This is a genomic window from Paenibacillus guangzhouensis, assembly GCF_009363075.1.
Taxonomy (GTDB): Bacteria; Bacillota; Bacilli; order Paenibacillales; family Paenibacillaceae; genus Paenibacillus_K; species Paenibacillus_K guangzhouensis.
On sequence record NZ_CP045293.1, the window covers coordinates 2,527,850 to 2,542,063 of the forward strand.

Below are 14,214 nucleotides of genomic sequence, written 5' to 3' on the forward strand. Positions count from 1 at the left end.
GTTCTCTTATGAAAAAGACTATCTACATGCTATTCATTTTATTACTTAGCCTCTGCATCGGAATGACGGGTTGCTCGAATCCTGCGTCTACAGCAGACGTGGCTGACCCCATCCTCGTAGACCGAGCCGCCCTATTCACTTATGATGTCGATCCCGAGACTTTCCATGTCACCATAACGAAAGACGGAAAGACAGAGACGGCTTCCGAAGCAGGGCCTAAACGACAAGTCGATAATGTCAAGCGAGATGGCAACACGATCTCTTGGACCTACCCTGATGACGGCCTCCAAGTTCGCATCCATCAAACCCATCAAGCCCTAGAGGTTCAGATCACATCGACCACGGCGAAGTCCATTACTTGGCCGACGTTACAAGGGGACAGCTACATGATTCCATGGGGCGAGGGCAAATGGATTCCCAGTGATGATCCGAATTGGAAGGCGTTTCTTGCGGATGAAAGTTTATCCTTCAATGAATTCTTCTCCATGCGCTTCATGGCGGTGAACAAAAGCCAATATGCTATCATGTACGTGCTAGATAACCCTTATAACAATACGGTTGATTTCAAGGTCGACCCGCGAATCGGGATCACATTAACGCATGATTTCCCATCAATCAATCCAGATAAGTCGTATAACTTCCGGATTTATGTCACGGATAATGATCCCGTCGCAATCACAGGCATTTACAAAAATGAACTGCTCGAACAAGGCAAATTCACCACACTGAAGCAAAAAGCAGCGAACAATCCGAATATTGAGAAGCTCTATGGCGCGCCGCATATGTACATTTGGAATAAATCTTTTCTCTCCGAAGACGATATCCAATGGCCCAAACTTAAATCGAAGCTCGATCCACCTTTTCTCGATTGGATAACCTCAGTACTTCCAAGTGTAAGTGACGAAGGCAAAGAGCAAGCAGCCCAGTTCCGTGTGGTTATGAAGCAGGACTATTTCGATAAATACCAGAAAAAGAGCATCATTGGCGGGTTTAATGCCCTGCTCAAAATGAAAGATTTCTACCAGCCTAATCTGTTCAAATCTTTGGATCCGCCAACCCATGCAATCATCGATAAAGGGATCGACAAGCTCAACCCTGTACAATTATTCGAATTGAACAAACGATTACTGAAATCGAAGCTCGGTGATGCGGCAATCGACGTCGATCGCTGGAATGCAGAGAATACAACTCAATTGGTTCAAGAATTTCAACAAACCGGGATAACCAAGGCTTGGCTTGGTCTGCCGGATTGGACGGCTGCTTACATGCATCCGGATTTCGTAAAGGCAGCAGTGGACTCAGGCTATTTGATCGGTCCCTACGATTCCTATCATTCCATCCACCAAGAGAGGACGGGGGATTGGGAGACCGCGTTCTTCCCCGATGCCAGTCTCTACGAAGATGCCACGATTACAAAAGCGAATGGCGAGAAGAAGACGGGATTCCTCAAGAAAGGACGACTACTCAATCCAACCCTATCCTTGCCTAGCGTCAAGCAGCGTCTACAAGAAATTATGGACACAGGGCTTGCATTCAACTCTTGGTTCATCGACGTTGACGCCGCAGGTGATTTCAATGATGATTACACACCGGGCCATGAGACGACGGAAGCCCAAGATATGCAAGCTAAGCTTGACCGGATGACGTATATTCGTGATGAGCAGCATATGGTTATCGGCTCAGAGACGGGAAATGATTATGCAAGCCAGACCATTGCTTTTGCGCATGGCTTGGAAGCGCCCGTCATCAAATGGGGAGACGCTGACATGCGAACGAACAAACAAAGTCCTTATTATATCGGGGGTTATTGGGGTCCGCTCGGACAAATTCCAGAGCGGTACAACAAATCGGTACCAATCAAGGAACTCTATGATCATATCTACATTAATCCTACGTATTCCCTTCCGCTCTTCAAGCTCGTGTACAACGATTCTGTTATTACGACGGCGCACTGGGAATGGGGCTCCTTCAAGATCAAAGATGAAGTCGGCACGCGAATGCTAAAAGAACTTCTCTATAACGTTCCTCCACTCTATCATCTGAATGAGCATGCTTGGCAAATGAATAAGCAGCAGATTACGAACTACTTGAAGGTCTGGTCTCCGTTCCACGCAGCAGCGGTTCAGCAGCCGATGACGGACTTCAAAATCTTATCCGAAGATAAGCTCGTTCAACAGGCCTCGTACGGCGATAAATTGCAAGTTATTGCGAACTTCTCGAATCGCAAAGTCAACGTGTCGACCGATACGATCCCTCCACGCGCGGCGCTCATTCTCCAGAATGGGCAGTGTACGTTGTTCCAAGCGCCTGAGGAATAAGTTGTTCATAGCACAGAAGGACATCGCGTTCACATTCGGAACGGATGTCCTTCTTCGCAATAATTTACCTAACAACAATTCGTTACCCTCTCCAGGTTAACACCGCAAGAACTGGCCGATGATCTGATGCGACATCTTCTCTAAGCAGAAATGCCTCTTCCACATGCCATTGATTTTTCGTGCCAACCATAATGTAGTCGATTTTCCCGTCTTCGGGATTCGTCCAATCGGTGATGTTCGCCGTGGCATCGGTCCACGCTTCAGTCAAGCGTTTCATCGTATCTGAGCTGGGTACAGCATTCAAATCTCCTGCAAGAATATAAGGCGAGTCCTGCCCATGCAGCTTCAAGATCACTTCAGCCTGTGCCGCTTGGATCTCTTTGGGGTTCCATTCCAAATGTGCTGCGGAGAACGTGACTGGAGGCACATGGCTCCCAACATCCAGCTTTGCCGTTAACACGATGCGCTGTTCACCATGTTCCATGTTCGGCAGGTTCGTCTTCTGTGCTGAGATAATCGTGAATCGCGTTAAGATGGCCACGCCGTACTCGCCATCCATCAAGTCGATCGCATGTCCGAATACCCCCGTCATCCCCATCAGTCGGGCAAGCTCCGCTGTCTGATCCACATCATCGCTGCGCGGAACACATTTATCTACCTCTTGCAGTGCAATAATGTCCGGCTGCAGTGATTTCATCACCTTCGCGATCCGCTCAAGATCGACAACCCCATCCATCCCTTCTCCATGATGAATATTGTAGGTCAATACACGCAGCCTTACAGATGATTGCTCCTTCCTGTTCATCTCCATACGCTTACAACCCATCCTCTCCACTTAGACGGTTCATCTGCTTTTCTTCAAGATATCACACTTCCATCGAAAAAGGCATGCGCCTCAGGAAAAATCTTCTTGAGGGAATGCCTATATTCTCTTTGCGCTGAACAACGTTTACCTCAAGAGCACTTCAGTCTCCATATTCCGATACATAATCACGCGATTCCGTCCTGCATGTTTGGCCGCATATAACGCCTCATCCGCCTTCTTCAGTAAGAGATCCATACGTTCTTCCGAACCCTCTGCATTCGAAGAAATGCCTATCGATAACGTGACTGTCCGACCAATCGGACTAATGGACTTCTCCATCCTAGCTCGTATCCGCTCCGCAACGATAAAGGCTTCTTGTTCGGTCGTATCCGGCATAAGAATCGTAAACTCTTCCCCGCCATACCGACAGCAGAAGTCCTGGTCCCGTTTCTCTTCCATCATCACCATCGCGAGGAATTTCAACACTTCATCGCCACGTTGATGACCGTATGTATCGTTCACAGACTTGAACCGATCCAGATCCAACATTGCTAATGCATAAGATATTCCTTGCTCTTCCCAGAGCGACGTTAGGTCCATCATCGTTCGACGGTTCGTTAAGCCTGTTAATGGATCCGTCTTCGCTTCTTGCGAGAGCTCATCCGTCTTCTGCTTCATCCGATTGAATGCAATGGCAATGGTCTTCGCAAGCTCATTCGTCTCGTAATTCCAGCTCGGTTGAAGCGGAATCGAAGTTAGACTCTCATCCCCTTGCGAGAGTCGCGACGCCGCATTCGCGAGCTGGTATAAGGGCTTGGATAATCGGCGGGCAAGCCAGATCGACAACAACAATAGAACAATCAAGTACGGCATAGAGAACACGAGCATATTCTGAATAAGCTTGTTACTGCGTGCTTGAATATAGCTCTCTGGCGTCTGTGATACGATACCCCAACCGACTTCATCCACTTTCGCAAATCCAGCTAGATACGTAACTCCCTTGATGTTAGTCACGGTTTGTTGACCGCTGTTCCCTTGAATTAGATTCTGCACAACGGGATTCTGATCTACCTTCTCTGCAATACGTGATGAATCTGGATGATAGATCAATCGTCCCGACGCATCGACGACATAATAATACGATCCATTCTTATTTTTATTCTGAGTGCCTAGAATGTTCTGAAAAATATTCGGGTGCTGCAAATAGATAGAACCCGCAACGAATCCTTTGTACTCCCCTTTGGAGTTGAAGATCGGGTGACTGACGAGTACAATCAACCGCTTCGTAATCCCCATATAGGGCTCTGAAATGAGTGGGGTCCGACGTTCGAGCGCCTGCTGTGCAGCCTGTGAGCTCAGTTTCTGACCGATTAAGGACAGATGGCTTGGTGAAGTCGAGACGATCGTCCCCCCTGCATTGACGACGACAATGGAATTGAAATAATGATTCGTATTCATGAAGAAGTCCAGCTGTGACAGGACATTCGCATCCGTTAGCGGCACATCCTTGAAGTATTCTGCCGTCACTTTCATGCTCTTCTTCATCGATACCACCAACGATTGCGTCGTCTTACTTAAATCCGTCGCATTGATTTTGTTGAATTCTATCGTGTTGTTGTATAACGAGATTCGTTCTGCTCGATACCCGACAATCGTATTGATAATGATCGTGACGAAGACGGAAATGAGTACAACAATAGAGATGATTGCTGATAATTTTAAGCCTTTACGCGGCTGCCTGATCGGTTCCATATCGCTCCTTATGAATGGTTAATCGTCGATTACAAATATTGTCGAATCGATGGTAGAATCTAGTATCTACTTCCTAAAAGCCTATTGTAGCACTTTCTTTTTCGATTGTTCAAGATTTGGTAATTTCGATTTGGAGCTCTTTTTCTTCAATAACAGAAATTTGGCATACCGCAGCGGCGTTTCATACGTTTTATAGAAAGTCTTCTTCATATTGGCTTTCCGGAAAGAGTAACGTTGATCCCTGCAATTCATCTCAATTAATTTCACTTGTCCTGTCTCATCGATGCCAATATCGAGACCAACATCCGCTAAAAGAGGCAGCTTCGTGCTAAGATATTTAACCATTTGAAGCGAAGACTTCTCAACGGTACGCTTCATCTGGTCCGGGTGAAAACCGCTTCCTCGGAACAAGACCTGCATCCGCTTCACTTTCCCACCTTTGGCGACATTGGTCACATGACTTCCTTTCGCCGCCACCTTTCCAACGATTCCGGTAACCTGCCACTTCCCCGTTCCCCCGCGCTGAACGGAGACGCGCAAATCGTAGACATTCCCATCGTGTTTGGCTAATTGGATCGCTTCTTGAATCATATATCTTTGTTTTCCAACCTTTTTCTTGATCCAAGCGATTGCTCTGTCCTCACTTAACAGATAGGTATCTTTCTTCTTCCAAGTCAAGTTCCACAGTCCGTTTGTATTCTTCTGAATCTTGATGATCCCTTCTCCTATACTGCTGCTTGTTGGTTTAATATAAAGCGCACGATGATTGATCATCGCTTTTCGCAGTTGTTCACGAGAGAATTTCACAGACCATGGCAAGTAGCGCCGCATTCGTTTATCTTTGTACATCAACTGATAGATATAGAATTTATCAAACCGATTCACACGGTTAAATATCGTGCTGCGTGTGGCCAACCTCGCCATCATCTGTTTACTCGACTTCGACAGAGCCATGGCGCGATTATGTGTCACACTCGGAATCGGACGACGAACAAGATGGAATTTAGGATGTCTATAAATCAGTCCGACAACTGCATTACTCCGTATGGGCCGTAGTGACATAAAGAAGGGAGTAATGCCAAGTTCTTGACCCGCTTTCTGATAAAAAGCAATGCGTTCACTTCCTGTTTTCCCACTTCGTATTCCTGCATACGTCTTCGGATCGAGGAGAACACCAACGATTGCACCCATCTACTCACCACCATCTATTAATCATATGCCACTCACAGGGTATGCATGGCCTATTCGGAATAACACGGTGGAAGCCTACGGCACGGAATTAATGGCAACTATTGCGCTTCAGCGTCTTGAATCGAGGTCGAGACTCCCGCCGCACCTTGTACTTTTCTACGATATAGCGGCAATAATACCAGCATGCCGATGAAGAACAGACACCCGCTCATCAGATAGACGGTGGATAAGGATAATGCGCTCTTCAGCATCCCGGCCGAGGACATCCCGACGACCATCATCCCCATGAATAGCGGCGTCATCACGCCCCCGACGCGTCCAATGTACGCGCCTTCCGTATTCTGAATCATCAGCGTATTAATCCCGATCATAATGAACGGATAGAAAAATCCGCCGAAGATTTGACATAGGATCGTAAGCGGCAATGCATGCGAAAACCCGTTCCCAATCGTCGTGAACGTGCTGACGATCAGACCGATGGTCAGCAGCGTCTGAGGCCTGATACGCTTGGCGATCGCCATAACGACGGCCCCGCCTACGAGCATCGCCGCCCCGTTCGTCATCATGAGCCATTTCAATTGCCCCTTATCCAGTCCCAAATTCTCCATTGTGACGAAAATGAGCAGCGGCTGAATCAATCCTGCCGCGATACCAGAGAAGAAGAAGGCTCCACCTAGTGATTTCAGTTCTCTCTTGCGCCATACATAACGAAGTCCGTCTTTCAGATCCTGCAGAAAATGAGCCTTCTGCCCTTGCTGATAATCTTCGGTGTCCTTCGGCAGCCACGAGAGAATCCCCGCTGCCCCGAGGAACAAGACGGCCGTGGTCGCTAGCGCAATTTCCAGTCCATATTGTTGATAGATAAACGTTCCTACCATCGGCCCAATCACGACAAAGACCGCTGTTAACGTCTGGTAAATCCCCATGACTGCTTGCAGCTGTTCTTCCGGCACATGCTGCTTATAGAGCTTCATGGCGGAGGGTTGCGAGAATTGTGACAAGATCGAAGAAATTAACGTTGCGAAAAACAAGGCATGCCATGACCCGTACAAGATGATGAGTAACACCGCAAGGATCGATAGTGCGGATAATAGATCACTACCGATCATTGTCCTTCGCGGCTTGGACCGATCGGCAAATGTACCTCCGATAATCGCAAAAATAAAAATTGGCGCGTATTCCATCACCGAGATTAACGACACATAGCGTGGATCGTTATGCGTCATATCCGTGACATACAGCAAAATTGCAAAGTTCCTAACCCATATACCCAAGTGAATGAGCACGCGGGATAAGATGATCGTCCGAACATACGGATTCTTAAACATCGAACTTCCTTCCCCTTTCATGAAATAAATTAAGGTATAGACAAATTATCATGGCGTCTATATTAACAATGGATATATTAACATTATGTTTATAATAACGTCAAACATTTTTTCGTTTTGTCTAGTTTTAGAGAAGCACAAAAAATCTCCAGAGCGGTTGCTCTGGAGATGGATGATCTTCGTATATTACTTCTGAATCATGCGGAAATCGTCGAAATGAAACCCGGGTGCGACAACACAAGAGACGAATACAGGCTCATCGCCTAGCGGTTCTGCCTTCTGCCAGACATGAGCCGGAACCAACGCTTGTGGCTGCTGTCCCTTCAGGATGTCGGCGCCTAGAATAATTTCTTTCTCTGTCTGCGGTTGGTCTGCGAGTCCACCCAGGGTAAGGCGCAGCGGACTTCCTGAATGCCACAACCATAATTCATCGGACAATACCGTATGCCACGCCGAGGATTCACCCGGATGCAATAAGAAGTAAATGGAGGTTGCTGAGAATCGTGGACCGGAATAACTCGGGCCTAAGACATCCTGTGGAATGACGAATGATGATTTCCATAATTCTTTGTACCAACCGCCTTCTGGATGCGGCTGCAGATCAAGTGCATGGACGAGCGGCGAAATCTGTTGTGTAATCATAGCTGTCTCTCCCAACTGTATATTTATCTATAAACTAGGAGTTACCATACAAGATATACGCTTGATTGTAAAGCGAACATCATTGGTATATCGAATACAACTTGACGAAGGTCAGCGACGTCAACAAAAAGGACCCGCCAATTCGCGGGTCCAATCCGTATCTCTTATTTTGAATCCAACATGCGAAGTACGATTACCGTAGCTTCCGCACGAGTCGCTCCAGCTTTCGGAACAAACTTATTGCCGTCACGCCCTTTGATGATCGTCTTATCCACGGCCGCTTCGACCCAGCCTTTAGCCCACGCTGGAATCGCATTCTTGTCCGCGAAATTCAGAGTATCGCCCGAACCCTCTGTCAGCTTCAATCCACGTGCTGCCATTGCTGCAATTTCAGTACGTGAGATCGTGTTGTTCGCCCGGAAGGTATTGTCATCATAGCCTGTGATGATGCCTGCTTTGACTGCTTTGGCGACTTGCGGCTGCGCCCAATTCGGGATCTTCAACAGATCATTGAATTGCAGTGCGTCACCATCCGGCAATTGCAGCGCGCGTGCCAGAATAGCAGCGAATTCCGCGCGTGAGATCGGCGCATCCGGCTTAAATGTGCCGTCCGGATATCCATCGACGATGCCCTTCTCGACCGCTTCTAGAATTTGATCCTTCGCCCAATGGTTCTGAATATCCGTTAGTGCAGGTGCGCTCGCTTTGCCGGAAACCTTGAACGATGCCGAGCTATTTACCGTGACGTTCGATGAATTCAAGTTATGATCTACCGTCTTCATCGCCGTCCAAGTCACTTGAATATCGCCCTCTTTTTTCACTTTGAACGATATGGTGCCGATATCGAAATCCCCATCCTGACCATTCACTTTGCCAATTTTCGTATGCGCGATCGTTATCTCCTTATCCTTCTTGATTGGAGATACGGAGAACCCCTCCATCTTGGACTTCGCCGTGACGACTTCCAATTGATTCGGATCATAAGTGAATTTCGCTTCATAAGCGTACAAGTCCTTGATTCCTTTTCCGCTTAACGTCAGGGAGACCGTCTCACCGATTTTGGCTTGCTTCTGATCTGCTTTTAAAGAGAACACAGGTCCTGTAGCTGCGAATGCTGTATTCAATACGAGAGGCAGGCATAGAATGCCGGCGAGCAAAGTCGATAGGATTTTCGTTTTCATAGGATCGTCCCTTCAAATATCATTATATTTTTAGTATGGGTATGGAATTCACGTTTTAACACTTGCCTGACAACGCGAAGCATCACTCCTTCGGTCAACAAAATCTAGTAACGCTTTCAAAAGAGTTTTCATTTTCGAAACAAATGTTACTATTTGTATCTAAATTACCGCGATTCCGCACATTTTTCAAGGCATTCGACATAACTTCCAATAAACTTATAAAATTCATCATAGAACTATAAATTTATTGTAAAGACGCGGTTTCGACCATATGATTCGACAAAATGTCGAGGTAGTCTTCCGGATCTAGGTCTATTGTACGAAATGAAATGAATGGACCAAAAGTTACAATTTGTATCGAATTAATATAGCAAAAAATACCTATAGCTATGATCTGAAACATGAAGGAAGTCCCCATAGATTCATCGATGGGGACTTCCACCTATACAACAGGTTAGTTAATCAGCTTCTGCGCAATCGCAGCTAAATCGCTGATATCTATAACACCATTGTTATCGAAGTCGGCGAGCTGCACTTTGCTCCAGTTCGGACTTGTCTTCGTCGCGCCATAGTTCGCTGCTGCAATCGCAAGATCACCGATCGTCACTTTGCCGTCGCCATTCAAATCGCCCGTCGCAACCGGTGGCTGCTCCTTCGAGACTTGAATCGTTGCACTAGCATTGCCGATCGTCACTTCTGTTCCAGCAGCATCCGAGATGATCGCCTTCGTGATCGCGATGATACTGTTCACCGCCGCTTCGGCGACTTGCTTCGCTTTGAATGTCAGTTCAAGAACACCCTTCGTACCTGTGACGGCATTCCCTGGTCCTTCACTCGCCACGATGATACGCAACTTGCCGTCTGGCGTTGTCTTCTTATCGACAATACTTACGCCCGTGATCAGTGATTTGGCTCCCATAAATTCAAGTGTGGCTGGATCGAAATCGACCGATAAATCCTGAGCATATACGCCTTGCGTGACGCTGTCCAGGCCGACTTGTACCTTGAATTCTTTCCCCGAGTAGGCCGAATCAGGTGCTGTAATCGACCCCGCTGGAGCAGCTGTTGCGGTGACGGTTATTTTACTGACGGCTTTGAATTTGCCATCCTCTGTCGTTACCGTAATATCCGCGGTTCCCAGTTTCTTGGCCGTAACAACCGCTTTACCGTTCGTGATGGCCACGGAAGCCACGGTATCGTCGCTGCTCGACCATGTCACATTCTTATTCGTCGCATTCGCCGGCTCGACGGTTGCATTCAATTCGATCGTCTGACCCACGGTGAGGGTGGCTTCGGCCTTATCGACTTTCACTCCGGTTACCGCAGTCTGCGTCGTCTCATCGATGACGCGAATCGTATCGAGCACCATCGTGCCGGTTAATTCTGTTCCGGTATTCGACGTGAAGTTCTTGTTAATCGCAAGATAGATATCTTTAGCATTCGCCGTATCGAATCGTAAATCCAAGGTTCCTTTACCTGCATCCAGCTTCTGCGAAGCCAAGTCCTTCACCGTGCCTCCGACATTACCGCGCACTGCGATCGTATACATATCTTTGACTTCAGCGTTGTAGGCCATGGTGAGATGATATTTCTTATCCCCCTGGAACCGTATGGTTTGAGGCAGTGTGCGCAGCACCTCACCTGTGCTCTCCTCATTCGTCTTGAGTGAAGTTGCGCCGTCGATGACATAAGATTTGATCTGCCCATCGAGCTTCTCGACCAGATGCGTACGTACCGGACTGTTCTTCGAATAGACAAAAGGACCATACCCTTCGTCAACATTCTCGAAATCCTCATAGTAGAAGGCACCGCCGTCATGTTCATCCGTCTTCGATGGATTCTCCCATACACGCACATCGTCAAATTGAACAACAGCAGTACCAGGTTCCACATTCAGCGCCAGGGTTGCTGTCGTACCCGTCGCATCAAAATTCACTTTTAGCCGCTCGAAATTCGTATTTAAATATTTGTGCTGCTGTGCCCAGAACTTCACATTGGTGTTATCCAAGTAATTGCTATTCTCTTGCTCACCTTGCTTGACGCTGATGGTCGTGCGGCGCTCGCCATTCACCTTCACCCAGACAGAGGCACTGTATGTCTTCCCTGGCGTTAATCCCGTAAGCTGTTGCGTGACCTCTGCATCCTGAGGACCTGCAACTTGTAGCTTATCATCTGCGTTCCCATCCTTCACGATCGTAACGTGGTCGGTATTTCCGCCTGTCGAGGATTTCTGCCACTTCGTAAAGCCTTGGCTGTCAAATCCGACATCCTTCGCAGCGCCATTGCCTCCCCAATTCATATCTAACGCAGCAGGCGCGTCGCTCTTATAGAGGGCATAACCGATTTGTTTGTCCGCCGTGATCGTTACTTTACCACCCACAACTGGAACATCTGCAACGAATTCACGCCCTAAATCCGAGAGTTTATAGAGCTTCGCGCTGCCAACTTGGCTCCAGGAGGCTGGAAGATCCCAAGTCGTTGCGCCGCCCACCGGATTCCAATGATAGATCTTATCTTCTTTCACTGGGTCCCAAGGGATGAATACCGTGCTGTCGCTAATTTCGCTGCTGTACGTCATGATGGCGATATCTTTGCCATCCTTCGTCAGATGCACTTTGCCATCTTGTTGACGTGCAACCGATACGTTGTTCGTGAAATCTACGCGATCATTGGTCATTTTCGTAATCTGGAAATATTGCATATATTTCGTCGGCAGATTGTGCTCGAAGAAGGCTTCTGTTGTCTTTTTGTAATCGTAGAAGGCAGGATTGTTCTGCCAGTATCCTACACCGACCTGTTTATTGCCTTTCAATAGCGGATCGCTCAAGAAGCCATCCATCGTGTCATTTCGCAAGAAACGCATAATTTTGCTTATATTGCCTTGGTTCGGATAACCTGGATCTGTGCCCCAATGCACCCACGATACTTGTTCATTGAATGGTCCCGCAAATTCGGTGCCGAGCATCCAACCATTGTCTTTCGCATATTTCGCGAGCTGCGCCGCATTCCAGCCAAGGCCGGTATAGACATCGACGTAGAGGAAATCCAAGTTATTGCCAGTATCGGCTTTGAGCATATCGAGACGCCGCTTCAGCTCTCCTGATTCAATATCCTTCGTCTTATCAACATAATAAGCTTGATCGAGCCATCCCCAACCTTTGCTTAGCGGTTGAACCAAATTCTCCATCTTTGTCTCTTTGGCATCGAGAATATACTCAGTCGCGTTAATATGTACGCCGCCCTTAATGTTGTACTTCTTGCCTTCTTCCAGAATATAGTTGAAGTCCTTCGCTCCGCCTTGACGAATACCGATATGTCCGCCGTAATCCGGATGCGAGTCATCGTGACCTTCCGCTTGATATCCTTTGTGCAGCACGATTTGACCGAATCCATCCGTTAAGTTCGAGATTTTCTTCGCATCATCAAATGCGCGCATGAACGGATTCGTGTTCGTCGACCCCAGGTTAATTGCAATGTACGAGATATTATCGCGAATCATATCGCTTCGATATGGTGCAGGGGCATTCGCTCGATACGCGATCGCTCCGTCCTGCCAGTCGAGAGCCCCATCGCTATTCGCATCCGGCGTTAGAATGACTTTGGACCACGGCAGTTCCTCCGGTCCGAATCCAGGCGCTACGCTGCCGCGATACGTCCAGGCGCCATTCCATAACGCTGCCTTTTTCACGCTATCCGAACCCGTAGAGACCTTCACACGAACTTTATCATCGCCATTGATGACGTTATTCACGATCGTTGCTGCTAACTTATCATTATTAATGAAAGCATACGTGCGGCTGCCGCCGCCATCCGCTGCCGTGCCCTTCAAATCTTTGTATTCCTCATTGATCGTATTCCATTGGGATGTGACTTGTGCTGCCGTCTCTTGGGCTGCAGGCTCCGAAGAGAGCACGGACGCGAGATCATGATTCGGGAAATCGATGGTCCGCACCTTGGTCGTACCGTTCTCCGCAATCCGGGTCACGCGGAAGTTCAGCAGATTATCCTTTACTTCAAGCTCAACATCCATCTCCACATTCTGCTCAGGGAAGTTTAAGGTATAGGTAGCGAACTCCCCTTTTGTTGCCGTTGCAGCATGCTTCGTATAATTCGTTGCGATCGGGTAAGAGGATGCGCCATTGATCTTCACTTCATTTAACCCGTTGATCTGACCTTGCATCACAGCGCCCGAGGATCTCCACGTAAATTGCTTCACACGCGGGAACTCCTTATCGATCTCAGCCGTTACCTGGTTGGAAGAGATCGTGTCTGTAATCGTAATAGGTCTAGCATTGGCACTGCTGGATTCCTTCTCCGTCAATTTGATGTCATCAATATGGATAGTCTTATTGTTGAACCAGCTTCGAATGCCGATCTTGCCTGGAGCCATTGGGATATTCGTCAGTGTTGCATACAACACTTCCTTTCCATCCACCCATAATTGAACGCCATCATCGATATAGCGTAATTTGAACGTATATTCTTTGTTCGCCTCAAATACAGGGCTTGAGACCGTCTCGATTCCGCCGTAAGTCTCCGTGCCGTTCTTAAGGAAATCCCAACCCCAATCATTATTATCGTAATGGATGAGTGCATAGTTGTTGGCATCGACATAGCGGATGAGAAGACCAATTCGCGAAGGTACATCCTTGAATTTCATCTTGATCTCATATTCCCCGTTCTTGATCGAAGGCGAATCCGTGTCGACGAGAACGGTTGATCCAACCGTCTCAGCCTTCAATGCGCCATTGTCCGCCGAGAGCGTTGCCGATCCCTTAACGACCTTCCAACTGGACACATTATTATCGTTAAAATCCTTCGTATAGCTCGCTAATGCAGCAGCTGCAACAGCAGAAATGTTCGATGTCACGGCACTCGACGAAGCTTCATCAGCGAATACGAGCGTCGCTGGAACCCCCATCTGCACGCTCATAAATAGTGCTATGGCAGCGCTCGTCTGTTTCATGGCTCTTTTCTTTGTCTTCATTGGTTATATT

The 14,214-nt window shown here is 47.7% G+C and carries 8 protein-coding genes; 1 reads left to right on the forward strand and 7 read right to left on the reverse strand.

The genetic code is table 11. The annotated features are described in order from the left end of the window. Positions 1-8 precede the first annotated feature (8 nt). The gene (locus GCU39_RS11180; RefSeq protein ID WP_152393576.1) at positions 9-2,318 is read left to right on the forward strand and encodes a glycoside hydrolase; all 2,310 of its coding nucleotides are present in this window, start codon (positions 9-11) and stop codon (positions 2,316-2,318) included. 82 nt (positions 2,319-2,400) lie between these two features. Here the strand turns inward: GCU39_RS11180 and GCU39_RS11185 are convergent, their stop codons facing one another. The 7 genes from GCU39_RS11185 to GCU39_RS11215 all read right to left on the reverse strand — a co-directional run bounded on the left by GCU39_RS11185 (position 2,401) and on the right by GCU39_RS11215 (position 14,204). After that, positions 2,401-3,123 carry an endonuclease/exonuclease/phosphatase family protein gene (locus GCU39_RS11185; protein WP_193726877.1) on the reverse strand — a complete coding sequence of 241 codons (723 nt, stop codon included), beginning with the start codon at positions 3,121-3,123 and terminating at the stop codon, positions 2,401-2,403. 144 nt (positions 3,124-3,267) lie between these two features. Further along, positions 3,268-4,875: a sensor domain-containing diguanylate cyclase gene (locus tag GCU39_RS11190; RefSeq protein WP_152393578.1), complete on the reverse strand. Its 1,608-nt coding sequence runs from the start codon at positions 4,873-4,875 to the stop codon at positions 3,268-3,270. Between the two features lie 81 nt (positions 4,876-4,956). Beyond that, positions 4,957-6,066 carry a YheC/YheD family endospore coat-associated protein gene (locus GCU39_RS11195; protein ID WP_152393579.1) on the reverse strand — a complete coding sequence of 370 codons (1,110 nt, stop codon included), beginning with the start codon at positions 6,064-6,066 and terminating at the stop codon, positions 4,957-4,959. A 98-nt stretch (positions 6,067-6,164) separates the two neighbouring features. Further along, positions 6,165-7,394: an MFS transporter gene (locus GCU39_RS11200; RefSeq protein ID WP_152393580.1), complete on the reverse strand. Its 1,230-nt coding sequence runs from the start codon at positions 7,392-7,394 to the stop codon at positions 6,165-6,167. A 186-nt stretch (positions 7,395-7,580) separates the two neighbouring features. Then, positions 7,581-8,033 carry a cupin domain-containing protein gene (locus tag GCU39_RS11205; protein ID WP_152397200.1) on the reverse strand — a complete coding sequence of 151 codons (453 nt, stop codon included), beginning with the start codon at positions 8,031-8,033 and terminating at the stop codon, positions 7,581-7,583. Positions 8,034-8,200: 167 nt separating this feature from the next. After that, on the reverse strand, positions 8,201-9,217 hold the full coding sequence (locus GCU39_RS11210; RefSeq protein ID WP_152393581.1) for an S-layer homology domain-containing protein: 1,017 nt from the start codon (positions 9,215-9,217) through the stop codon (positions 8,201-8,203). Between the two features lie 454 nt (positions 9,218-9,671). Next, positions 9,672-14,204: an endo-alpha-N-acetylgalactosaminidase family protein gene (locus tag GCU39_RS11215; protein WP_152393582.1), complete on the reverse strand. Its 4,533-nt coding sequence runs from the start codon at positions 14,202-14,204 to the stop codon at positions 9,672-9,674. Between the last annotated feature and the right edge of the window lie 10 nt (positions 14,205-14,214).